Source organism: Agromyces solani (assembly GCF_058349925.1).
The window spans coordinates 884,371-907,299 of sequence record NZ_JBYRER010000002.1; the positions used below are offsets into that span (position 1 = coordinate 884,371).

Sequence of the window (22,929 nt, forward strand, 5' to 3'; positions counted from 1 at the left end):
GGCCGTTGTTGGCGCGAAGCTTTCGGCATTCTGGCGACCTCGCGCCGCGACGTCGTCGGCGACGTCGCACCAGAGTCGAGGTTCGCTAGACTTCCGAACGTCGTGCCCCGATGAAGCGGCTCCAGCGACGATTCCCCCAGCACTAGGAGTCCAACGAGCATGAAGATCGGCATCCTCACCTCGGGCGGCGACTGCCCCGGCCTCAACGCGGTCATCCGCGGCGCGGTGCTCAACGGCGTGATCTCGCACGACACCGAGTTCGTCGGCTTCCGCTGGGGCTGGAAGGGCGTCGTCGAGGCCGACATCATGCCGATCACGCGCCACGACGTGCGCGGCCTGTCGAAGCAGGGCGGCACGATCCTCGGATCGAGCCGGACGAACCCGTTCGAGGGCGAGGGCGGCGGCCCCGAGAACATCCAGCGCATGCTCGACGAGCACGGCATCGACGCGATCATCGCGATCGGCGGCGAGGGCACGCTCACGGCGGCGCGCCGACTGCACGACGAGGGCGGCATCAAGGTCGTCGGCGTGCCGAAGACGATCGACAACGACCTGGCCGCGACCGACTACTCGTTCGGCTTCGACACCGCGGTCGAGATCGCCACCGAGGCGATCGACCGCCTGCGCACGACGGCCGACTCGCACGGCCGGTGCATGGTGCTCGAGGTGATGGGCCGTCACGTCGGCTGGATCGCGCTGCACTCGGGCATGGCCGGGGGAGCGCACGCCATCCTCATCCCCGAGCAGCCGCAGTCGATCGAGCAGATCTGCGAGTGGGTCGAGTCGGTGCGCGATCGCGGCCGTTCGCCGCTCGTCGTCGTCGCCGAGGGCTTCACGCTCGAGGGCATGGACGAGGCGCACTCGCACAAGGGCCTCGACGCGTTCAACCGGCCCCGGCTCGGCGGGATCGCCGACATCCTCGCCCCGATGATCGAGGAGCGCACGGGTATCGAGTCGCGTGCGACCGTGCTCGGCCACATCCAGCGCGGCGGCGCGCCCTCGGCGTACGACCGGGTGCTCGCGACCCGGCTCGGCATGGCCGCCATCGACGCCGTCTACGCGCACGCCTGGGGCTCGATGGTCACGCTCCGCGGCACCGACATCGAGACGGTCTCGATCGCCGAGGCGGTCGGCACGCTGAACCGGGTCCCGCAGTCCCGGTTCGACGAGGCGCGCATCCTCTTCGGCTGATCGCGTGTACGACGTCTGCGTCTGCTACCTGCTCCGCGAGCGGGACGGGGTCATAGAGGTGCTCCTCGGCCGCAAGAAGGCGGGCCTCGGCGAGGGGCGCATCGTCGCGCCCGGCGGCAAGCTCGAGCCGGGCGAGAGCGCGACGGATGCCTCGGTGCGCGAGATCCTCGAGGAGGTCGGCCTCGTCGTGGCGGCCGACGACCTCGAGCCGCGCGGACTCATGACGTACCACTTCCCGCATCGCGAGCGGTGGAGCCAGCGCTCGCACGTGTTCGTCGCCCGTGCGTGGCAGGGCGAGCCCTCGGCGTCCGATGAACTCGACCCCGAGTGGTTCGCGCTCGACGCCGTGCCGTACGACGCGATGTGGGACGACGCGAGGCGCTGGCTTCCCGCGGTGCTCGCGGGAGGCCGGGTCGAACGCACGTTCGTGTTCGGCGAGGATCTCGCCACGGTGGTGTCAGAGCATCCCCCCGTAACGTAGGATCGACGGGGCCCTGAACTCCAGGTGAACCGCTCCCTCTCGCAAGAAAGTCGCCGGTGGATACGCCTCTCATCGTCGTGCTGGTCATCGCGCTGGCGCTCTTCTTCGACTTCACGAACGGCTTCCACGACACGGCGAACGCGATGGCGACGCCGATCGCGACCGGGGCGCTCCGCCCCAAGGTCGCCGTCGCGCTCGCCGCGGTGCTCAACCTGATCGGCGCCTTTCTGTCGACCGAGGTCGCCATGACGATCTCCGGCGGCATCATCAAGGAGGGCGACGGCGGCGTGCTCATCACGCCCGAGCTCATCTTCGCCGGCCTCATCGGCGCGATCGTGTGGAACATGATCACCTGGCTGCTGGGGCTGCCGTCGTCGTCGAGCCACGCCCTCTTCGGCGGTCTCATCGGCGCCGCGCTCGTCGGCTTCGGCGCCGCCGCGATCGACTTCTCGGTGGTCCTCTCGAAGGTGATCCTCCCGGCGGTCCTCGCCCCGCTGACCGCCGGGCTGATCGCGTACCTCGCGACGAAGCTCGCCTACGCGATCACCCGACGCCACGACGGCAAGCCCGACGGACGCGACGGATTCCGCCACGCGCAGATCTTCTCCTCGTCGCTCGTGGCGCTCGCGCACGGCACCAACGACGCGCAGAAGACGATGGGCATCATCACCCTCACGCTCGTCGCGGCCGGCGCACAGGCCGTCGGCAGCGACGTGCAGCCCTGGGTCATCGTGACGTGCGCGGTGGCGATCGCCCTCGGCACCTACATGGGCGGCTGGCGCATCATCAAGACGCTCGGCACGGGCCTCACCGACGTCAAGCCCGCGCAGGGCTTCGCCGCCGAGACGGCGACCGCCGCGACGATCCTCGCCTCGAGCCACGTCGGCTTCGCGCTCTCCACGACCCAGGTCGCGTCGGGCTCGGTGATCGGCTCGGGCCTCGGCCGCCGCGGCTCGAAGGTGCGCTGGCGCACCGCCGGCCGCATCGGCGTCGGCTGGCTCATGACCCTGCCGGCCGCAGGCGGCGTCGGTGCGCTCGCCGCCTTCGTGGCCCTGCAGTTCGGCGTGGTCGGCATCATCATCGACACGGTCGTCGGCGTCGCCGTCATCGCCGGCATCTTCCTGTGGTCGCGCCGCAGCGAGGTCTCGGCGAGCAACGTCGTCAGCGAGGTGGCCGACTCGGGCCGGGCCGTCAAGATCAAGCGCAACCCGAAGCCGAAGAAGAAGGTCAAGAAGTGATCGACTGGCTGGCATTCGTCCTCGTCCTCGTGTCGGCGCTCGTCGGCACGGCCGTGGTCGTCTCCGCGTACTCGCTCGGCATCCGCCTGCTCACGATCTCGGGCCGCACGCCGATCGTCACGCCCGCGGAGTTCACCGACGCCATCACGATCGTGACCCCCGCCGAGGCCAAGGCCGCCGAGAAGCGGGCGAAGAAGGCGGCGAAGAAGAGCCCGCTCTCCGAGGGGCAGAAGCGCGCCGCCCTCGTGGGGGCGTGGGCCTGCTTCGCGGTGAGCGCCGTCGCGGTCGTCTACGGCATCTATCTGATCGTCGGCGACCACGTCATCAGGCTGTTCGGCGGCTGACCCGACCGGTCGGCGCCACCCGATCCGACAACTGCACACCGACCGTTCACCCGTCGTGCGGCACTGCGCGCACGTCCCTCATCGAAGGTTCCCGGATGACCACTGCCACGCCGCCCATGACCGACCCGACCGGCGAGAAGCCGGTCGGCGCGTTCGACCGCTTCTTCGAGATCACCGCGCGCGGCTCGAACCTGCTCACCGAGGTGCGCGGCGGCATCGTCACGTTCGTGACGATGGCGTACATCGTGATCCTCAACCCGATCATCCTGTCGACGCCCGACGTCGACGGCAACACCCTGAACGGCGCAGCGGTCGCGGCGGCGACCGCGCTGACCGCGGGCGTCATGACGATCCTGTTCGGCCTCGTCACCCGCCTGCCGTTCGCCTTCGCAGCCGGCCTCGGCATCAACGCCTACATCGCGTTCTCGGTCGTCGGCCAGGTCACCTGGCCCGAGGCGATGGCACTCGTCGTGATCAACGGCGTCGTCATCGTGCTGCTGGCCGCCACCGGTCTGCGCAAGATGATCTTCGACGCCGTCCCGGTGCAGTTGAAGCTCGCGATCACCGTCGGAATCGGCGTGTTCATCGCGTTCATCGGACTCGTGAACGCCGGCTTCGTCACGGCGACCGGCAACCCGTCCCCGCCGGTCGGGCTCGGCGTCGACGGTTCGGTCGGGAGCCTGCCCACCCTGCTCTTCGTCATCACGGTACTGGCGGGCGGCGTGCTGATCTCGCTGCGCGTGAAGGGCGCGATCCTCATCGCCCTCGTGGGCGGCACGGTGCTCGCCGCCATCACGAACGCCATCTGGCCGTTCGGCCTCGACTTCGGGTTCGCGGGCGGAATCGTGAGCCTGCCGGACCTCAGCCTCATCGGCGCCGTCGACTTCTCGTTCGACCTCGCCAAGGTCGGCGTCCTCGCACTCGTGATGATCGTCTTCACGCTCGTGTTCTCGAACTTCTTCGACGCCATGGGCACCATGACGGGTCTCGCCGAGGAATCCGGCCTCGCCGACGCGAAGGGCGACTTCCCGCGCATCAAGTCGGCCCTCGTCGTCGAGGGCGTCGGCGCGATCGTCGGCGGCAGCACCTCGTCGTCGTCGGCGACCGTGTTCGTCGAGTCGGGCGCCGGCATCGGCGAGGGCGCGCGCACGGGCTTCGCGACGCTCATCACCGGCGGACTGTTCCTGCTGGCGATGTTCTTCACGCCGCTCACCTCGCTCGTTCCCGGCGCGATCGCCGGAGCCGCCCTGGTGCTCGTCGGCGCGATGATGCTCGCGCAGATCAAGAACATCGACTTCAGCGACTACCGTGTGCTGCTGCCCGTCTTCCTCACCATCACGGTGATGCCGATGACCTATTCGATCGCCAACGGCATCGGCGCGGGCTTCGTGAGCTGGGTCGTCGTCAACGCGCTCTCCGGCAAGGCGAAGTCCGTCCACCCGCTGCTCTGGGTGGTCGCCGGCGGGTTCGTGCTGTACTTCGCCCGCGGGCCGATCGAGGCGCTCTTCGCCGGCTGAGTGGCGCGTCGGCAACACCCCTGAACGACGGATGCCTCGTGCCGCACGTGGCGGCACGAGGCATCCTCGTTCTTCGCGGAGCGTCAGTTGGTGCCGCGCACCTTCGCGATCGCGTTCATGCCGTGGTACACGACGAGCGCGGCGATCGTGCCGAGCGCGATGCCGCCGAACACGATGTTGCCGAACTCGATCGTGAAGTTCGCGATGCCGATGACGAGCGCGACCGCCGCCGTGAACTGGTTCACCGGGCGCGAGAAGTCGACCTTGTTGTCGACCCAGATCTTCACGCCGATGATGCCGATGAGGCCGTACAGCGCGACGGTCGCGCCGCCCAGCACGCCCTGCGGGATCGTCGCGACGAGGGCGCCGAACTTGGGGGAGAGGCCGAGGAGCACCGCGACGATGCCGGCGATCCAGTAGGCGGCGGTCGAATACACGCGCGTCGCGGCCATGACACCGATGTTCTCGCCGTACGTCGTCGTGCCCGAGCCGCCGAACAGGCCCGCGACCGTCGTCGCGAGGCCGTCGGCGAACAGCGCTCGGCCCGTCTGCCGGTTGACCGACGCGTCGGTCATCTGGGCCACGCCGCGCACGTGGCCGACGTTCTCGGCGATGAGCACCAGCACGACCGGGAGGAAGGCGGGCAGGAGCCCCCACACCGCGGGGTCGGCGAACGGGTTCGTCGCGAGGTGGAACGTCGGCAGGCCGACCCACGCCGCCTCGTCGACGACGGTGAAGTCGACCTGCCCCTGGACGACCGCGGCGATGTAGCCGACGACGACGCCGACGAGGATCGAGATCCGGCCGAGCATGCCCCGGAACAGCACCGTCGTCAGGAGGATCGCCGCGAGGGTGATGAGTGCTGTGAGCGGGGCGGCGTCGAAGTTCTGCTTCGCGACGGGGGCGAGGTTGAGGCCGATGAGGGCGACGATCGCACCCGCGACGACGGGCGGCATGAGCACGTCGATCCAGCCGGTGCCCGTCCACAGCACGAGCGCGCCGATCGCGGCGAGCAGGAGGCCAACGCTGACGATGCCGAAGAGCGCGGCACCCATCGGGTCGGCGACCTGGGTCGACGCGAGCGCCGCGAGCATCGGCGCGATGAACGCGAACGAGGAGCCGAGGTAGCTCGGCAGCTTGTTCTGCGTGATCACGAGGAAGAGCAGCGTGCCGATGCCCGAGAAGAACACGGTGGTCGCGGGTGGGAAGCCGGTCAGCAGCGGGACCAGGAACGTCGCGCCGAACATCGCGACGACGTGCTGGGCGCCGATGCCGATCGTGCGCGGCCAGCTGAGGCGTTCGCCGGGGGCGACGACCTCGCCCGGCGCGACGTGCTTGCCGTCGCCGTGCAGCGTCCAGGGCAGGTTCATGGGTCTCCGATCGGTGTCGAGGGGCGGAAGTCCTCAGATCGTATCGGGGGGATACCCCCATACCGCCAGCCCTCGGCCGCTTCTAGCGTTGGAAGCACCAACCGAGAACAGGAGCTCACACCATGACCACCGTCACCGACACCGCAACCCGGGCGCCGTACGAGGGCCGGCCCGCCGCGCCCGTCGCGGAGTCGAAAGGCTTCAGCGTCGCGAGCCTCGTGCTCGGCATCGTCTCGATCGTCGCGAGCTACACCTTCGTCGTGCCGATCGTCGGCCTCGTGCTCGGCGTCATGGCGCTCAAGCGCGAGCCGGAGAGCCGCACCATGGCGATCTGGGGCATCGTGCTCAACGGCGTCATGCTCGCCGGTGCCGCGCTCTTCGCGATCGGTGCCGCGATCTTCGGCCTCGTGATGCTGCCCTTCGCGTTCCTCTGAGTCGACGCCGAGTCGACTCCGAGTCACTACGGGTCGACGCCGCGTCGACGTGGGCGGGGTCCGAGCCGAGCTCGGGCCCCGTCCGTCGTCCGCGGGGTGGGATGGTCAGCCGTAGAAGCCGCGCAGCAGCGCCTCGGTGCCGGTGAGGTGCTCGGCCATCGCCGCGGCGGCCTCGTCGGCGGAGCCGCGGAGGATCGCGGTCACGATCGCGCGGTGCTGCTCGTCGGAGTGCACGATGTTCGGCGCGAGCAGCGGGATGCCGTCGAGCAGCTCGTTGACGCGCATGCGCACCTCGGCGACGAGCGGCGTCACCGACTCGGCGCCGATCACCTCGGCGATGACCAGGTGCAGCCGCGAGTCGGCGACGCGGTACTGGCCCGGTTCGGCGGTCGCGCATTCCTCGCAGGCCTGCCAGAGGCGGTCGCGGTCGCCGGCCGTGAGCTCGCTCTCTGCGGCTCGCCGCGCGACGCCGACCTCGACGACGGCACGCAGGGCGAGCGTGTCCTCGAGCCGTGCGTGATCGACGACGAGGGTGCGGGGCGTCGAACGCTCGGGCAGCGGGTCGGAGACGAACGTCCCGCCGTACCGGCCGCGTCTCGACACGACCCAGCCGGCGTCGGCGAGCGAGCCGATCGCCTCGCGGAGGGTGTCGCGGCTCACCTCGAGGGTGACGGCGAGCTCGCGTTCGGCGGGCAGGCGCTCGCCCGGCGGGATGAGCCCGAGCCGGATCGTCTGCAGGAGCCGCTGCACCGTCTCCTCGAAGGCGTTCGCGGGCCGCGCGGGCCGCAGGAGGAGCCCGGCGTCCAGGACGTCGGGGCTCTCCTGCGGTACGTGCTCCATGTTCCGAGCTTAGAGCGGCGTCACGTACGCGGCGCTGATGCCGCCGTCGACGAGGAAGGTCGATCCCGTGATGAACGAGGCGTCGTCGCTCGCGAGGAACGCGACCGCGGCCGCGAGCTCCTCGGGCTTCGCGAATCGCCCGACCGGCACGTGCACGAGGCGCCGCTGGGCGCGTTCCGGGTCCTTCGCGAACAGCTCCTGGAGGAGCGGCGTGTTCACCGGGCCGGGGCAGAGCGCGTTCACGCGGATGCCCTGGCGGGCGAACTGCACGCCGAGCTCGCGGCTCATCGCGAGCACGCCGCCCTTCGACGCCGTGTACGAGATCTGCGAGGTCGCCGACCCGAGCACCGCGACGAACGAGGCGGTGTTGATGATGGATCCGCGCTGCTGCGCCACCATGTGGCGGAGCGCCGCCCGTGAGCACAGGTAGACGCTCTTGAGGTTGACGTCCTGCACCTTCTGCCAGGCGGGCAGCTCGGTCGTCTCGATCGAGTCGTCGTCCGGCGGCGAGATGCCGGCATTGTTGAACGCGACGTCGACCGAGCCGTAGACCCGGGCGGCCTCGTCGAAGAGGTGGTTCACCTGTGCCTCGTCGGTGACGTCGACCTGCACGAACAGGCCGTCGACCTCGGCCGCCGCAGCGGCGCCGGTCACGGGGTCGAGGTCGCCGATGACGACCTTCGCGCCCTCGGCGGCGAAGCGCTTCGCGGTCGCGAGGCCGATGCCGCTGGCGCCGCCCGTGACGACGGCGACGCGGCCGGCGAGGCGCTGGGTGAGATCGATCGGTGCGGTGGTCATGCTGCTCCTTGCTGTTGCGGCGACGGTGCCCGGTGCGGGCGGCGGCTGGTGGTCGTGCGATTCAGTCGACGGCGATGAAGACGTTCTTGGTCTCGGTGAACGCGAGCGGTGCGTCGGGTCCGAGCTCGCGGCCGAGGCCCGACTGCTTGAACCCGCCGAACGGCGTCGAGTACCGCACGGAGGAGTGCGAGTTGACCGAGAGATTGCCGGACTCGATGCCCCTGGCGACGCGGATGCCGCGGCCGATGTCGCGGGTCCAGATCGAGCCCGACAGCCCGTATCGCGAGGCGTTCGCGAACGACAGCGCGTCGGCCTCGTCGTCGAACGGGAAGACGCTCACGACGGGGCCGAAGATCTCCTCCGTCGCGGCCGGCGCCGTGCGCGAGGGCGTGAGCACGGTCGGCGGGAACCAGAAGCCCGGACCGTCGGGCGCGCTGCCGCGGAATGCGACGTCGGCGTCGTCGGGCACGAACGATCGCACGCGGTCGAGGTGCGCGGCCGCGACGAGCGGTCCCATCTCGGTCGTCTCGTCGGCCGGATCGCCGACGACGACGCCCTGCACCGCCGGTTCGAGCAGTTCCATGAATCGCTCGTACGCGCTGCGCTCGACGAGGATGCGGCTGCGGGCGCAGCAGTCCTGGCCGGCGTTCTCGAACACGCCGTAGGGCGCGGTCGCGGCGGCCTTCTCGAGGTCGGCATCGGCGAAGACGATGTTCGCGCTCTTGCCGCCGAGCTCGAGCGTGACCCGCTTCACCTGGTCGGCGCAGCCGGCCATGATGCGCGTGCCGACCTCGGTCGAGCCGGTGAAGACGACCTTGCGCACGGTCTCGTTCGTGACGAAGCGCTCGCCGACGACCGAGCCCTTGCCCGGGATGACCTGGAACAGCCCCTCTGGCAGGCCCGACTCGAGCGCGAGCTCGGCGAGTCGCAGGCTCGTGAGCGGCGTCCACTCGGCGGGCTTCAGCACGACGGCGTTGCCGGCGGCGAGCGCGGGGGCGAAGCCCCACGAGGCGATCGTCATGGGGAAGTTCCACGGCGTGATGACCCCGACGACGCCGAGCGGCTCCTGGAAGGTCACGTCGAGCCCGCCGGCCACCGGGATCTGCCGGCCGAAGAGCCGCTCGGGTACGGCCGAGTAGTACTCGAGCACGTCGCGCACGTGGCCCGCCTCCCAGCGCGCCTGGCCGATCGGATGGCCGGAGTTCCGCACCTCGAGCGCGGCGAGCTCCTCGACCGCGCCGTCGACGGCCGCGGCGAAGCGGCGCAGGGCCCTGGCCCGGTCGACGGGCGCGACCGCGGCCCAGTCGCGCTGCGCGACGGCCGCACGCGCGATCGCGGCGTCGGCCTCCTCGACCGTGGCCGGCTCGACGGTCGTGACGACCTGCTCGTCGGCGGGGTTGACGATCGTGTGGGTCATGGTCGGGTCCTCTCGCGGTGGGTCCGGGCGGCACGGTGTTCGCGGGCGGCCTCGACGAGGCCGGCGAACAGCCGGCGGTCGGCGGCGTTCTCCTCGGGATGCCACTGCACGCCGACGCCGAACGCGGCGCCGGGCAGCTCGACCGCCTCGATGATGCCCTCGGCGGTGCGGGCGGTCACGACGAGCCCGTCGGCGACCTCGTCGAGCGCCTGGTGGTGGTAGACGTGAACGGGCAGGCCGTCGGTCTCGCCGACGAGCCCGGCGAGCAGCGACCCGGGGGCGACCTCGACCGTCGTCTCGCCGAATACCGCCGGCGCCGGCTGGTACGACTCGTTGCCGACGACGTCGGGCAGGTGCTGGTGGAGCGTGCCGCCGAGGGCGACGTTGAGCATCTGGGCGCCGCGGCAGATGCCGAGGAACGGCAGGTCGGTCTCGATCGCGGCGGTCAGGAGCGCGTCCTCCCAGTCGTCGCGGTCGATGCGGGGCGCTCCCGTGCGCTCGTGCGCCGCCTGGCCGTAGCGGGCGGGATCGACGTCGGCGCCGCCGGCGACGATGAGCCCGTCGAGCGCGCCGAGCACCGCACGCGCGATCGCGGGGGAGACGGGTTGCGGCGGCAGCAGCACGGCGATGCCGCCCGCGTCGGTCACCGCGTCGAGGTACACCTTCGGCAGGAACGAGGCCGGCACGTCCCAGACGCCCGTCTGCGCCTGCTCCAGGTAGGTGGTCACCCCGATCACCGGCGCGGATGCCTCGACACTCGCCGAGGCATCCACGCCGTCGCCCCCCGGCCCGACCACTGAGTCGTCGAAGTCAGAGTCGCTCGAAGCCACGCACCCGCTCCCAGTCCGTGACGGCCGCGTCGTACGCGGCGAGCTCGATGCGCGCGTTGTTGAGGTAGTGCTCGACCACCTCGTCGCCGAACGCCTCGCGCGCGACGGCCGACGACGCGAAGAGCTCGGCGGCGTCGCGGAGCGTCGCGGGCACCCGGGCCACGTCGGACTCGTACGCGTTGCCGGCGAAGAGCTCGTCGGGCTCGAGCTCGTGCTCGATGCCGTGGAGCCCGGCCGCGATGAGCGCGGCCACCGCGAGGTACTGGTTGACGTCGCCGCCCGGCACCCGGTTCTCGACGCGCATGCCGTGGCCGTGGCCGACGACGCGCAGCGCGCACGTGCGGTTGTCGAGGCCCCAGGCGATCGCGGTCGGGGCGAAGCTGCCGGCGACGTAGCGCTTGTACGAGTTGACGTTCGGCGCCGAGAAGAGCGTGAGCTCCCGCATCGCGGCGAGCTGGCCGGCGAGGAAGTGGCGGAACAGCTTCGACATGCCGTGCGGGGCGTCGGGGTCGCTGAAGACCGCTTCGCCGCCCCGGCCGCGCAGCGAGATGTGGATGTGGCAGCTGTTGCCCTCGCGCTCGTTGAACTTCGCCATGAACGTGATCGCCTTGCCGTGGCGGTCGGCGATCTCCTTCGCGCCGTTCTTGTAGAGCGAGTGGTTGTCGCACGTCGTGAGCGCGTCGGTGTAGCGGAACGCGATCTCCTGCTGGCCGAGGTTGCACTCGCCCTTGACGCCCTCGCAGTACATGCCCGCCGCATCCATCGAGCGGCGGATGTCCTGCAGGAGCGGCTCCATGCGGCTCGACGCGAGCAGCGCGTAGTCGATGTTGTAGTCGCTCGCGGGGGTGAGGTCGCGGTACCCCTTGCGCCAGGCCTCGCGGTACGAGTCGTCGAAGACGATGAACTCGAGCTCGGTGCCGACGAACGCGGTGAGCCCGCGCTCGGCGAGGCGCTCGAGCTGCCGCTGCAGGATGCGCCGGGGCGAGGGCTCGACGGGCGCGCCGTCGAGCCACTGCAGGTCGGCGGTGACGAGGGCGGTGCGCTCGAGCCACGGCGTCATGCGCAGCGTCGTGAAGTCGGGGATGAGGGCCATGTCGCCGTAGCCGCGCTCCCAGCTCGACATCGCGTAGCCGTCGACCGTGTTCATCTCGACGTCGACCGCCAGCAGGTAGTTGCACGCCTCGGCGCCGTGCGCGCCGACGTCGTCGAGGAAGAGCCGTGCCGAGACGCGTTTGCCGATGAGGCGGCCCTGCATGTCGGTGAAGGCGACGATCACGGTGTCGACGTGATCGTCGGCGACCGCGCTGCGAAGCTGTTCGAGCGTCAGGTGACCGGTTGGTGCCGACATCCGGGCTCCTCCTTGAGTTGGAATGGTCGGTTCTGGCGACCATTACATCACACCATCGAGGGGTGCGCGCATCACTCTGCGCGGCGAGATCCCTGTGGCGGGACGGTGGCCCCTGAAAAATGGTCTGTACAAGCGACCATTGACCGCCCTATCATCGTGCCCACCACATCGCACCCCCGCGCGCCGCCGACCGGCCCGCGCGATGACTGCAAGGGAGCACCATGGCCAAGGACACGCTCAAGGTCTCGGGCGTCACGTACGCGACCGCCGACGAGGGCTATTTCGAGAAGCGGCGGTTGAAGCGCTCGGCGGGCGTCTGGGGGCTCTGGGGCCTCGCCGTCGCCGCCGTCATCTCGGGCGACTTCTCGGGCTGGAACTTCGGCATCGACTTCGCCGGTTTCGGCGGCATGCTCATCGCGTTCGCGATCCTCATCGTGATGTACTACGGCCTCATCTTCTCGATCGGGGAGATGAGCTCGGCCATGCCGCACACGGGCGGCGCCTACTCGTTCTCCCGCGCGGCGATGGGGCCGTGGGGCGGATTCGTCACCGGCCTCGCCGAGACGATCGAGTACGTGGCGACCACCGCGGTGATCGTGTACTTCTCGGCCGCCTACGCCGACGGCATCACGAGCGAACTGCTCGGCTTCTCGATGCCCGCCTGGATCTGGTGGGTCATCCTCTACGTCGCGTTCATCGCCCTCAACTCGGCCGGCGCGAGCATCTCGTTCAAGTTCGCGATCGTCGTCTCGATCATCTCGATCGCGATCATCCTCGTGTTCAGCGCCATGGCGATCTTCTCCGGCCGGTTCTCGTGGGACTCGCTCTGGAACATCGCGCCCGACGCCGGCCAGACCGCCTTCCTGCCGCACGGCGTGCTGCCGATCCTGTTCGCCCTGCCGTTCGCGATGTGGTTCTTCCTCGGCATCGAGGAACTGCCGCTCGCCGCGGAGGAGTCGCACGACCCCGTGCGCGACATCCCGAAGGCGGGACTCATCGCCCGTGCGACGCTCATCATCACCGGCCTGCTCGTGCTCTTCCTCAACACGGGCGTGCTCGGCGCCGAGGCGACCGGCACGGCGGGCGAGCCGCTGCTCGACGGATTCCGTGCGATCGTCGGCGACAGCGCCGCGGCGGTGCTCGCCCTGTTCGCGCTCATCGGCCTGCTCGCGTCGCTGCAGGGCATCATGTTCGCCTACGGGCGCAACATGTACTCGCTCTCGCGCGCGGGCTACTACCCGAAGTTCCTCTCGCTGACCGGCAAGCGGCAGACGCCGTGGGTCGCCCTCGTCGCGGGCGCCGTGATCGGCTTCGTCGCGCTGGTCCTCGTCGACGCGCTCGGCGGTGCCGGCGGCGTCGCCGGCGCGATCGTGCTGAACATCGCGGTCTGGGGCGCGGTGCTCGCATACCTCCTGCAGATGGTCGCGTTCGTGATCCTGCGCCGCAAGTTCCCGAACGCGAAGCGCCCGTACGTCAGCCCGTGGGGCGTGACCGGCGCCGTCGTCGCGGCGGTCATCGCGGCGCTCATCTTCCTCGGGTTCCTGCTCAACCCGACGTTCGTGCCCGCGATCATCGCGATCGCGGTCGTCTACGTCGTCATGCTCATCGGATTCGGCGTGTGGGGCCGGCACCGCCTCATCCTCTCGCCCGAAGAGGAGTACGCCGTCTCCGGCGGGCTCCACGGCGACCCGCAGACGGAGGGCTACGGCGGCGCCGTGGAGGAGGAGCTGCTCGCGACGGACGGGGTCGACGGGGAGAAGCCGCTCGCGATCGACGAGGTCGACGAGCCGGATCGCGCCTAGCGGTGCGCGCGGAACGGCGGCGGGCGTGGGGGCGCCCGCCGCCGTTCCGTGCACGGGGGAGCGGAGCACGGCCCCGGCCGGGTGAGCGCGCGTCCTTCGCTGCCGTGTCCGGCCGGGCAGAGCGTCCCGTCTGCGGCCACGGTCCGGACGCCTCGATGCCGGAAGCGGCATGGCCCGAACGGTAGGCTCGAGGGGACGAATGCGCGGCGATCCCGCGCTCAACCGAGGCGATGGAGCCGGGTCACGGGCGTCGATCCCCGACGTGCGGCACGGCTCCGTGGAGGAAACGAGAGATGCACGAGCCCGAAGTGACCGAACCCACCCGCACCGAGACCGATTCGCTCGGCTCGGTCGAGGTTCCGGCCGACGCCTATTGGGGCGTGCACACCAAGCGGGCGCTCGACAACTTCCCGATCTCCAAGCGCCCGATCTCGGTCTACCCCGATCTCGTCGTGGCGCTCGCCTCGGTGAAGCAGGCTGCCGCGCGCGCCAACCGGCAGGTGGGCGTGCTCACCCCGCAGAAGGCCGCGTGGATCGACGAGGCCTGCCAGCGCATCATCGACGGCGAGCTGCACGACCAGTTCGTCGTCGGCGTCATCCAGGGCGGCGCGGGCACCTCGACGAACATGAACGCGAACGAGGTCATCGCGAACCTCGCGCTCGAGATCGCCGGCTACCCCAAGGGCCGCTACGACGTGCTGCACCCGATCGACGACGTCAACCGCAGCCAGTCCACGAACGACACCTACCCGACCGCCGTCAAGATGGCGATGGCGTTCTCGCTGCGCACGATGCTCGTCGAGCTCGACCTGCTGCGCATCGCGTTCAGCAAGAAGGGCCGCGAGTTCCACGAGGTGCTGAAGGTCGGCCGCACGCAGCTCCAGGACGCTGTGCCGATGACGCTCGGCCAGGAGTTCCACGGCTTCGCGACGACGCTCGGCGAAGACATCGACCGCCTGCGCGAGACGATCAAGCTGCTCGGCGAGGTCAACCTCGGCGCCACGGCGATCGGCACGGGCATCACGGCCGACCCCGGTTACGCGGCATCCGTCGTCGAGCACCTGAGCGCGATCACCGGGCTCCGCCTCGAGACGGCGCCAGACCTCATCGAGGCGACGAGCGACACGGGCGTGTTCATGACCTTCTCGAGCGCGCTCAAGCGCAGCGCGATCAAGCTCTCGAAGATCTGCAACGACCTGCGGCTGCTCTCCTCGGGTCCGCAGGCCGGTCTCGGCGAGATCAACCTGCCGCCGATGCAGGCGGGCTCGTCGATCATGCCGGGCAAGGTGAACCCCGTCATCCCCGAGGCGGTCAGCCAGGTCGCCTACTCGGTCGCGGGCGCCGACGTCACCGTGATGATGGCCGCCGAGAGCGGGCAGCTGCAGCTCAACGCCTTCGAGCCGGTCATCGCCCACTCGCTCCTGCAGTCGATCACGTGGATGCGCCAGGCCTGCTGGACCCTCCGGGTCAACTGCGTCGACGGCATCACCGCGAACACCGACCGCCTCGAGCAGATGGTCGCCTCGAGCGTCGGCGTCATCACCGCACTGATCCCGTTCATCGGCTACACCGAGGCGGCGAAGCTCGCGAAGCTCGCGCTCGCGACGGGGCGGCCCGTCGCCGATCTCGTCGTCGAGGCGGGCCTCATGAGCCGGGAAGAGGTCGTCGCGCAGCTGCAGCCGTCGAAGCTGTCGGGCATCCGCCCGATCACGACGGTCATCCCCGTGCAGCACCTGCAGAGCGAACCCCACGAGTGACCTGGATGCCTCGGGCCGGCGCCGATCGGACGCCGGCCCGAGGCATCACGACGTCGGGGAGCGCGTCAGGGCTGGGCCGGGGGCGCCTCGAGCGCGTCCCTGAGTACGCCGAGTGCGTCGGCGAGGGCGGCCCGCCGGCCGCGGTCGAGCGCCGCGAGCCGGGAGCGCAACGATGCGGTGACGAGCGGCGTCGCCTCGTCGAGCCGTCGACGGCCCTCGCCGGTGAGCTCGATGAGCGACGACCGGCGATCGGCGGGGTTCGCGCGCCGCGCGACCCAGCCGGCCAGCTCGTACCGATCGATCGCCTTGCTGACGGCGCCCACCGTGATGCCGATCTCACGGGCGATGTCCTGCACCCGGCAGTCGTCGACGGTGGCGACGACGTTGAGCACGTCGTAGGTCGACAGCGGCAGGCCGTGCGCCGCCTGCAGCTCGTCGGAGAGCTGCTCGTACCAGAGCGTCTCCACGCGCACGAGCTGGGTGAAGAGGGCGAGATCGTCGGACATTCGTTTCCTCGTAATTAGATTGACAGGAATCTAATTCCTCGTAATATCGATTCCCAGGAAGCAATCTACGCGAGGAGGAGCACCATGTCACGATCCGAGTTCGACCGGCTCTCGGCCGAGTACGCCGCACTGCGGTTCGCCCCCGACGCGACCGTCGGCGAGATGCGCACCGCGTTCGCCTCGGGCGCCGTCGCGCCGCCCGCCGGCTTCACGGCTCGCGACGTCGTGCTCGGCGCGCGGCCCGCCATCGAGCTCGTGCCCGGCCACCGCGGGGGAGCCGGCGCCCTGCTCTACCTGCACGGCGGCGGCTACGTCATCGGCTCGGCGGCGACCGGCGTCGGCATGGCGGCCGCGCTCGCCGGGCGCACGGGTGCGACCGCCTACTCGCTCGACTACCGGCTCGCACCCGAGCACCGCTTTCCGGCTCCCGTCGACGACGCGCTCGCGGCGTACCGGCAGCTGCTCGAACGGGTCGGTGCGGCCGAGCTCGTCGTGGCGGGCGACTCCGCCGGGGGTGGACTCGCGATCGCGATGCTCGTCGCGGCCCGGGACGCGGGCCTCGCGATGCCCGCAGCCGTGGCCGTGTTCTCGCCCTGGGCCGACCTCAGCCTGAGCGGCGACTCGTTCACCGCCAGGGTCGGCGACGACCCGTTGTTCGACCAGGACGACATCCGCGGCTACGCGGAGCGCTACCTGCCGGAGTCCGGGCAGGGCGAGGCGGCGGTGTCGCCGCTCGCGAGCCCGGTCTTCGCGAGCCTGCGCGGCCTGCCGCCCCTGCTCGTGCAGGTCGGCACGCGGGAGCTCCTGCTCGACGATGCCGTGCGCCTCGCCGCGAACGGCGCTCGCGACGACGTCGACGTCGTCTTCGAGGCCGCGGCGCGGGCCCCGCACAACTACCAGACGTCACTCGATGCACTCGACGCGTCTGCCGAGGCGCTCGATCGCGCGGGCGCCTTCCTCGCGCGCCGGCTCGGCGCTCGCGACCTCGCGGCGGCCTGATCTCCGCAGTCGTCGACCGCGAACGCGGCCGCCGCAGCCGGCGACGGTCGACGCATGGGTGCGCCGGCCTGCGGTCAGATCACGCGGCAGTGCGTCGTGAGCGACCCGATGCCGCCGATCGACACGGTGACCGTCGAGCCGTCCTGCAGGAACACCTGGGGGTTGCGCGAGTAGCCGGCGCCGCCGGGGCTGCCGGTCGAGATGAGCGTGCCGGCCGGAATGGTCGCCGAGCGCGAGAGGTACGAGATGATCTCGGCGACGCTGCGCACCATGTCGCCCGTCGACGCGTCCTGGAGGATGCGACCGTCGAGGTTCGTGGTCAGCCACAGGTCCTGCGGATCGGCGACCTCGTCGGCCGTGACGACGACGGGGCCGGTCGGGGTGAAGCCGTCGAACGACTTGCATCGCGACCACTGGGCCTCCGAGAACTGGATGTCGCGTGCGGTGATGTCGTTGACGACGGTGTAGCCCCACACGTAGTCGAGCGCGTCGCGCTCGTGCACGCCGCGCGCGGGGCGGCCGATGATGACGCCGAGCTCGGCCTCGTAGTCGACCTGGTGCGTGAGGTCCTCGGGCCACGTGGTCGTCGCGCCGTGCGCGGTGAGCGAGTTCGGCCAGAGGGCGAAGATCGTGGGCGCCGTCTCGTGGCGGAGCTTGAGCTCCTGCGAGTGGGCCGCATAGTTCGCGCCGATCGCGAGGATGTGCGGCGGGCGCAGCACGGCGGACGCGTGGCGGAGCTCGCTCACCGGCGTGAGCACGGCGCCCGCCTCGAGCGCGGCGTCGACGGCCGTGCGGACCTCGGCCAGCCCCTCGGGGCCGCGCTCGATGAGGTCCTGCAGGTCGCGGGGGGAACGCTCGAGCACCTCGTCGAGGAACAGTGCCGCTTCGGCGACCACCACCGCGAGCCGAGGGGTCGATTGGCCTTCAGCTCTCAGGTGCGCGAACTTCACCCGTCCACGCTATCGCGACGTGCGCGGGGATCGTTTGTCGAGATGTACAAGCAGACGTCTCCGACCTTCCACGAAGGCGACAGTCGAATTCCGTGATGCGAAAGGATCTCGCCGCTGCGGGAGGTGTGCACCGTCCATGGCCGGCCTCCGCCCCGCTCGTCAGGCGGGTCGCAGGCGGAGCTCCTGCATGCCGCCGTCGACGGCGAGCTCGACGCCCGTCGTCGATCCCGACGCCGGGCTCGCGAGGTAGGCGACCGCCGCGGCGACCTCGTCGGCGGCGACGAGCCGGCCGTGCGGCTGGCGCGCCTCGAGCGCGGCGCGCTCGGCAGCCGGATCGGGCGCCTGGGCGAGCAGCCGTCCGATCCACGGGGTGTCGGCGGTGCCCGGGTTCACGGCGTTCACGCGGACGCCCTCGCGCAGGTGATCGGCGGCCATCGCGCGGGTGAGCGCCGAGACGGCGCCCTTGCTCGCGCTGTACAGCGCACGGTCGGGCAGCCCCGCGGTCGCGGCGATCGACGACGTGTTCACGATCGCCGCAGCCGGCGACCGGCGCAGGTGCGGCAGCGCGGCGCGTGCGACGCGCATCATGCCGAGCACGTTGATGTCGAGCACGCGGTGCCACTCGTCGTCGGCGTTCGCCTCGATCGTGCCCTGGGCGCCGATGCCGGCGTTGTTGACGACGAGGTCGAGTCGCCCGAGTTCCTCGACGACCCGGTCGACTCCCGCGCGGACGCTCGCATCGTCGGCGATGTCGACGGCGACCGCGAGATCGGCGTCGGCCTCGTCGGGGTGCAGGTCGAAGACGGCGACCAGGGCGCCGCCGCGTCGGAGGCGCGCGGTGATCGCGGCGCCGATGCCCGATGCCCCGCCGGTGACGACGGCGACGAGTCCGTCGAACTCCTCGGGGCCGATGGGTTGCTGGGTCATGTTCGCTCCTTGCTGGTCGGTCGGAGGGGAGGTGCGGTCAGGCGTCGACGTAGCGCTGGCGCTGGCGCCCGAGCCCGTCGATCTCGATCTCGACGACGTCGCCGGCGCGGAGGTAGGGGAATCGGCCCGAGAGCGCGACCCCCTCGGGCGTGCCGGTGAGCACGAGGTCGCCCGGCTCGAGCGCGAGGTACGTGCTGAGCTCGTGCACGATCGTGTCGATGCCGAAGATGAGGTCGCTCGTGCGCGAGTCCTGGCGCGGCTCGCCGTTCACGAAGCTGCGCAGCCGCACGTCGTCGGCCTCGAGCTCGTCGGGCGTCGCGAGCCACGGGCCGGTCGGGCAGAAGCCCGGCGCGCTCTTGCCCTTCGACCACTGGCCGCCCGAGACGGCGAGCTGCCAGTCGCGCTCGGAGAGGTCGTTCGCCGCCACGAATCCGGCGATGTGCCCGCGCGCCTCGGCGGGGGAGCCGAGGCGGCTCGCCCGCCGTCCGATGACGATGCCGAGCTCAACCTCCCAGTCGGTCTTCGCGCTGCCCGGCGGGATGGCGACCTCGTCGTCGGGGCCGATCACCGTGTTCGGCGACTTCATGAACATCACGAGCTGCTCGGGCGGGGCGGAGCCCGACTCCGCGGCGTGCGCCGCGTAGTTCATGCCGATGCAGTAGACCGCACCGGGGCGGGCGATCGGGGCGCCGATGCGCAGCCCGTCGGCGTCGGGGAGCTCGGGCAGCTCGCCCGCCGCGAGCGCGGCGGCGGCCCGGCCGGCGCCGTCGCCCGCGAGGAAGGCGCCGTCGATGTCGCCGGTGAGACCCCGCAGGTCGAGGGTGCGCCCGCCGTCGAGCAGCACGGGGATCTCGGAGCCGGCCTCGCCGAGCCTGGCGAATCTCATATCTGTGGTCCTTCCGTTCACAGGCCGCGCGAACATCTGGTGTATTCGTCGAGGGCGGGGTGATTCACGGCGATTCTTGCACATTCGAGGGTGGTTGACAGCAGAGACATCCGATGTTTATGCTCGGACCGCCCACGAAAGGACGCCATGAGCAGGATCGTCAGTGTCGACACCCGGGACATCCGGTTCCCGACCTCACTCGAACTCGACGGGTCGGACGCGATGAACCCCGACCCCGACTACTCGGCCGCCTATCTCGTCATCCGCACCGATGCGGCCGACGGGCTGGCCGGTCACGCCTTCGTCTTCACGATCGGCCGCGGCAACGACGTGCAGGTCGCGGCGCTCGACGCGCTGCGCGGCCACCTCGTCGGCCGCGACGTCGAGGAGCTGCTCGACGACATGGGCGGGGCGTGGCGCCTGCTCGCGCACGACTCTCAGCTGCGCTGGCTCGGCCCCGAGAAGGGCGTCATGCACATGGCCATCGGCGCGGCGCTCAACGCGCTGTGGGACCTCAGGGCGAAGCGCGCGGGGCTGCCGCTCTGGCAGCTGCTCGCGGGGCTCAGCCCAGAGGAGCTCGTCTCGCTCATCGACTTCCGCTACCTCTCCGACGCGGTCACGCCCGCCGAGGCGCTCGAGCTCTTCCGCGCCGCCGAGCCCGGTCGCGCCGAGCGCACCGCGAAGCTGCTCGAGGCCGGCTACCCCGCCTACACGACGACGCCCGGCTGGCTCGGCTACTCCGACGAGAAGCTCGAGCGCCTCTGCCGCGAGGCCGTCGCCGAGGGCTACCCGCAGATCAAGCTCAAGGTCGGCGCCTCTCTCGACGACGACCTCCGCCGGCTCGCGATCGCGAGAGCCGCGGTCGGCGAGGGGTTCCCCATCGCCATCGACGCCAACCAGCGCTGGGGCGTCGACGAGGCGATCGACTGGGTGCGCGCGCTCGCCGGGTTCGACCTGGCGTGGATCGAGGAGCCCACGAGTCCCGACGACATCCTCGGCCACGCCGCGATCGCCCGCGGCATCGCGCCCGTGCGGGTCGCGACCGGCGAGCACGTGCAGAACCGCATCGTCTTCAAGCAGTTGCTGCAGGCCCGTGCGATGCACGTCATGCAGATCGACGCCGCGCGCGTCGGCGGGGTCAACGAGAACCTCGCGAACCTCGTGCTCGCGGCCAAGTTCGGGGTTCCGGTGTGCCCGCATGCCGGCGGCGTCGGGCTCTGCGAAGCCGTGCAGCACCTGTCGATGTTCGACTACGTCGCGCTCTCGGGCAGCATGGAGGGGCGCATGATCGAGTTCGTCGACCACCTCCACGAGCACTTCGTCGTGCCCGCCGTCGTCGAGGGCGGCCGCTACCGCACGCCGACCGCGCCCGGAGCCGGTACCGAGATGCGCGCCCAGTCGATCGAGTACTACACCTGGCGCGGTTCGCACGTGATCGACGAAGCCGCCGGGGTGCGCGCATGAACGACGCCGACGAACGCCTCGGCCCGCTCGGCTACGGAGCGGCTTCGATCGGCAACCTCTATCGCGCGGTGAGCGACGTCGACGCCCGCGCCGTGGTCGACGCCGCGTGGGAGGCGGGCGTCCGGTACTTCGACACCGCGCCGCACTACGGGCTCGGCCTCTCCGAGCGTCGGCTCGGCGAGGCGCTGCGCGGGCGCCCCCGCGACGAGTTCGTCGTCTCGACGAAGGTCGGGCGGCTGCTCGACGTGAACCCCGACTTCTCGGGCGGCGACGACCTCGACTTCGGCTTCGCGGTGCCGAACCGCACCGTGCGCCGCTTCGATCCGAGCGAGGCGGGGGTCCGCCGCAGCGTCGAGGAGTCTCTCGAGCGCCTCGCCCTCGACCGGATCGACATCGCGTTCCTGCACGACCCCGATGCGTACGACCTCGATCGCGGACTCTCCGAGGGGCTGCCCGCACTCGCGAAGCTCAGGGAGGAGGGAGTGGTCGGCGCGATCGGCATCGGCACGAACAGTGCGGATGCCGCGGCACGCGCCGTGCGCGAGGGCGACCTCGACCTCGTCATGATCGCCGGCCGGTACACGCTGCTCGAGCAGCCCGCGCTCGCCGAGCTGCTGCCGCTCTGCCTCGACGCGGGAGTGGACGTGGTCGCTGCCGCCGTCTTCAACTCGGGGCTGCTGGCGACGTCGACGCCGGGTGCGACGCCGCGCTACAACTACGGTGCGGTGCCCGCTGAGCTGCTCGCACGTGCCCGGCGGCTCGCCGACGCGTGCGAGGCCGAGGGTGTCGAGCTGCCCGTCGCCGCGATCCAGTACCCCCTGCAGCATCCGGCGGTGCGGGCGGTGGTGGTCGGTTCGGCTCGCGCCGCCGACATCGAGCAGAACCTCCGGCGCGTGCACGAGCCGCTGCCCGAGGGGCTCTGGTCCCGCCTGCGCGACGAAGGGTTGATCCCGTGACGGCCGCAGCACGGACGATCGACGCGCACCTCCACCTGTGGACGCGCGCGGCGGACGCCTACCCCTGGATCACGCCCGAGCTCGGCGCCCTGTACGCGGACTTCGGTCCCGACGAGGCCCGGGCCGAGCTCGACGACGCCGGCATCGACGCGGCGATCCTCGTGCAGGCCGCCGACACGACGGCCGACACGCGATTCATGCTCGACGTCGCCGCGCGGCACGACTGGGTGGTCGGCGTGGTGGGATGGGTGCCGCTCGACGACCCCCGTGCCGCCGCCGACGCGCTCGACGACCTCGCCGCCGAACCCCGGCTCCGAGGCATCCGTCACCTCGTGCACGACGACCCGCGCGACGACTTCCTCGACCTGCCGGCCGTCCGCGCCTCGCTCGCGGAGGTCGCGGCGCGCGGCCTCGCGTTGGACGTGCCCGACGCGTGGCCCCGGCACCTCGGCGCAGCGCGTCGCGTCGCGTCGGCCCTGCCCGAGCTCACGGTCGTGGTCGACCACCTCGCGAAGCCGCCGGTCGGCCGCGACGACTTCGACGCGTGGCACGCCGAACTCGCCGCGACGGCCGACGTGCCGAACACCGTGGCGAAATTCTCCGGCCTGCACCTACCCGGGATCGCGTTCGGCGAGGCCTCGGTGCGCCCGCTCTGGGAGATCGCACTCGAGGGTTTCGGAGCCGATCGGCTCATGTACGGTGGCGACTGGCCCATGTCGGTGCCGCACGGCGGCTACGGGCCGACCTGGCGCGTGATGCGCGCCTGCATCGACGAGCTGTCGCCGTCGGAGTCGTCCGCGGTGCTCGGCGGCACGGCTGAGCGGGTGTATCGGCTTGAATAATCCGATCTCTGGGCGATTTTCGCGCGCGTTTC

Annotated in this window: 22 protein-coding genes; 12 read left to right on the forward strand and 10 right to left on the reverse strand. The window is 71.1% G+C overall.

Annotated elements, in window-relative coordinates; all coding sequences use genetic code 11:
• Positions 1-159: 159 nt before the first annotated feature.
• From AC3RJ7_RS11770 to AC3RJ7_RS11790, 5 genes are all read left to right on the forward strand, one after another.
• Positions 160-1,191, forward strand: coding sequence for a 6-phosphofructokinase (locus tag AC3RJ7_RS11770; RefSeq protein WP_491456015.1), 1,032 nt, complete (start codon positions 160-162; stop codon positions 1,189-1,191).
• A 4-nt stretch (positions 1,192-1,195) separates the two neighbouring features.
• A complete protein-coding gene (locus tag AC3RJ7_RS11775) occupies positions 1,196-1,672 on the forward strand; it encodes an 8-oxo-dGTP diphosphatase (RefSeq protein WP_491456016.1) in 477 nt (158 codons plus the stop codon).
• A 56-nt stretch (positions 1,673-1,728) separates the two neighbouring features.
• Positions 1,729-2,910, forward strand: coding sequence for an inorganic phosphate transporter (locus AC3RJ7_RS11780; protein ID WP_491456017.1), 1,182 nt, complete (start codon positions 1,729-1,731; stop codon positions 2,908-2,910).
• On the forward strand, positions 2,907-3,254 hold the full coding sequence (locus AC3RJ7_RS11785) for a peptidase (protein WP_491456018.1): 348 nt from the start codon (positions 2,907-2,909) through the stop codon (positions 3,252-3,254). The genes AC3RJ7_RS11780 and AC3RJ7_RS11785 overlap by 4 nt, the downstream gene beginning before the upstream one ends.
• Before the next feature lie 95 nt (positions 3,255-3,349).
• Complete coding sequence (locus AC3RJ7_RS11790) at positions 3,350-4,771, forward strand: NCS2 family permease (protein ID WP_491456019.1); 1,422 nt, start codon at positions 3,350-3,352, stop codon at positions 4,769-4,771.
• A gap of 83 nt (positions 4,772-4,854) precedes the next feature.
• Here AC3RJ7_RS11790 and AC3RJ7_RS11795 read toward each other — a convergent pair whose 3' ends face one another.
• Positions 4,855-6,141, reverse strand: coding sequence for a uracil-xanthine permease family protein (locus tag AC3RJ7_RS11795; protein WP_491456020.1), 1,287 nt, complete (start codon positions 6,139-6,141; stop codon positions 4,855-4,857).
• 122 nt (positions 6,142-6,263) lie between these two features.
• Between AC3RJ7_RS11795 and AC3RJ7_RS11800 the strand changes: the two genes are divergently transcribed.
• A complete protein-coding gene (locus AC3RJ7_RS11800) occupies positions 6,264-6,575 on the forward strand; it encodes a DUF4190 domain-containing protein (RefSeq protein WP_491456021.1) in 312 nt (103 codons plus the stop codon).
• 105 nt (positions 6,576-6,680) lie between these two features.
• Here the strand turns inward: AC3RJ7_RS11800 and AC3RJ7_RS11805 are convergent, their stop codons facing one another.
• The 5 genes from AC3RJ7_RS11805 to AC3RJ7_RS11825 form a co-directional block, all read right to left on the reverse strand.
• A complete protein-coding gene (locus AC3RJ7_RS11805; protein WP_491456022.1) occupies positions 6,681-7,415 on the reverse strand; it encodes a FadR/GntR family transcriptional regulator in 735 nt (244 codons plus the stop codon).
• A gap of 9 nt (positions 7,416-7,424) precedes the next feature.
• Positions 7,425-8,213, reverse strand: coding sequence for a 3-oxoacyl-ACP reductase (locus tag AC3RJ7_RS11810; RefSeq protein ID WP_491456023.1), 789 nt, complete (start codon positions 8,211-8,213; stop codon positions 7,425-7,427).
• 61 nt (positions 8,214-8,274) lie between these two features.
• On the reverse strand, positions 8,275-9,630 hold the full coding sequence (locus AC3RJ7_RS11815; protein WP_491456024.1) for an aldehyde dehydrogenase family protein: 1,356 nt from the start codon (positions 9,628-9,630) through the stop codon (positions 8,275-8,277).
• Complete coding sequence (locus tag AC3RJ7_RS11820; protein ID WP_491456173.1) at positions 9,627-10,403, reverse strand: gamma-glutamyl-gamma-aminobutyrate hydrolase family protein; 777 nt, start codon at positions 10,401-10,403, stop codon at positions 9,627-9,629. Before AC3RJ7_RS11820 ends, AC3RJ7_RS11815 begins: the two co-directional genes overlap by 4 nt.
• A gap of 37 nt (positions 10,404-10,440) precedes the next feature.
• The gene (locus AC3RJ7_RS11825) at positions 10,441-11,808 is read right to left on the reverse strand and encodes a glutamine synthetase family protein (protein WP_491456025.1); all 1,368 of its coding nucleotides are present in this window, start codon (positions 11,806-11,808) and stop codon (positions 10,441-10,443) included.
• Between the two features lie 221 nt (positions 11,809-12,029).
• On the opposite strand from AC3RJ7_RS11825, the gene AC3RJ7_RS11830 reads away from it, so the two are divergent.
• Positions 12,030-13,610, forward strand: a complete 1,581-nt coding sequence (locus tag AC3RJ7_RS11830) for an amino acid permease (RefSeq protein ID WP_491456026.1) — start codon at positions 12,030-12,032, stop codon at positions 13,608-13,610.
• Between the two features lie 293 nt (positions 13,611-13,903).
• Positions 13,904-15,367, forward strand: coding sequence for an aspartate ammonia-lyase (locus tag AC3RJ7_RS11835; RefSeq protein ID WP_491456027.1), 1,464 nt, complete (start codon positions 13,904-13,906; stop codon positions 15,365-15,367).
• Positions 15,368-15,432: 65 nt separating this feature from the next.
• On the opposite strand, the gene AC3RJ7_RS11840 is transcribed toward AC3RJ7_RS11835, so the two are convergent.
• Positions 15,433-15,873, reverse strand: a complete 441-nt coding sequence (locus AC3RJ7_RS11840) for a MarR family winged helix-turn-helix transcriptional regulator (RefSeq protein WP_491456028.1) — start codon at positions 15,871-15,873, stop codon at positions 15,433-15,435.
• A gap of 84 nt (positions 15,874-15,957) precedes the next feature.
• Between AC3RJ7_RS11840 and AC3RJ7_RS11845 the strand changes: the two genes are divergently transcribed.
• Positions 15,958-16,872, forward strand: a complete 915-nt coding sequence (locus AC3RJ7_RS11845; RefSeq protein WP_491456029.1) for an alpha/beta hydrolase — start codon at positions 15,958-15,960, stop codon at positions 16,870-16,872.
• A gap of 74 nt (positions 16,873-16,946) precedes the next feature.
• Here the strand turns inward: AC3RJ7_RS11845 and AC3RJ7_RS11850 are convergent, their stop codons facing one another.
• The 3 genes from AC3RJ7_RS11850 to AC3RJ7_RS11860 form a co-directional block, all read right to left on the reverse strand.
• Positions 16,947-17,822: a fumarylacetoacetate hydrolase family protein gene (locus AC3RJ7_RS11850; RefSeq protein ID WP_491456030.1), complete on the reverse strand. Its 876-nt coding sequence runs from the start codon at positions 17,820-17,822 to the stop codon at positions 16,947-16,949.
• Positions 17,823-17,981: 159 nt separating this feature from the next.
• Positions 17,982-18,749 (reverse strand): SDR family NAD(P)-dependent oxidoreductase, encoded by a 768-nt coding sequence (locus AC3RJ7_RS11855; RefSeq protein ID WP_491456031.1) that lies wholly within the window; start codon positions 18,747-18,749, stop codon positions 17,982-17,984.
• A gap of 37 nt (positions 18,750-18,786) precedes the next feature.
• A complete protein-coding gene (locus AC3RJ7_RS11860; RefSeq protein ID WP_491456032.1) occupies positions 18,787-19,635 on the reverse strand; it encodes a fumarylacetoacetate hydrolase family protein in 849 nt (282 codons plus the stop codon).
• 147 nt (positions 19,636-19,782) lie between these two features.
• Between AC3RJ7_RS11860 and AC3RJ7_RS11865 the strand changes: the two genes are divergently transcribed.
• The 3 genes from AC3RJ7_RS11865 to AC3RJ7_RS11875 are packed head-to-tail and all read left to right on the forward strand — an operon-like array spanning position 19,783 to position 22,897.
• Positions 19,783-21,099, forward strand: coding sequence for an L-fuconate dehydratase (locus AC3RJ7_RS11865; protein WP_491456033.1), 1,317 nt, complete (start codon positions 19,783-19,785; stop codon positions 21,097-21,099).
• Positions 21,096-22,055, forward strand: a complete 960-nt coding sequence (locus AC3RJ7_RS11870; protein WP_491456034.1) for an aldo/keto reductase — start codon at positions 21,096-21,098, stop codon at positions 22,053-22,055. The genes AC3RJ7_RS11865 and AC3RJ7_RS11870 overlap by 4 nt, the downstream gene beginning before the upstream one ends.
• Positions 22,052-22,897: an amidohydrolase family protein gene (locus AC3RJ7_RS11875; RefSeq protein WP_491456035.1), complete on the forward strand. Its 846-nt coding sequence runs from the start codon at positions 22,052-22,054 to the stop codon at positions 22,895-22,897. Before AC3RJ7_RS11870 ends, AC3RJ7_RS11875 begins: the two co-directional genes overlap by 4 nt.
• Positions 22,898-22,929 lie beyond the last annotated feature (32 nt).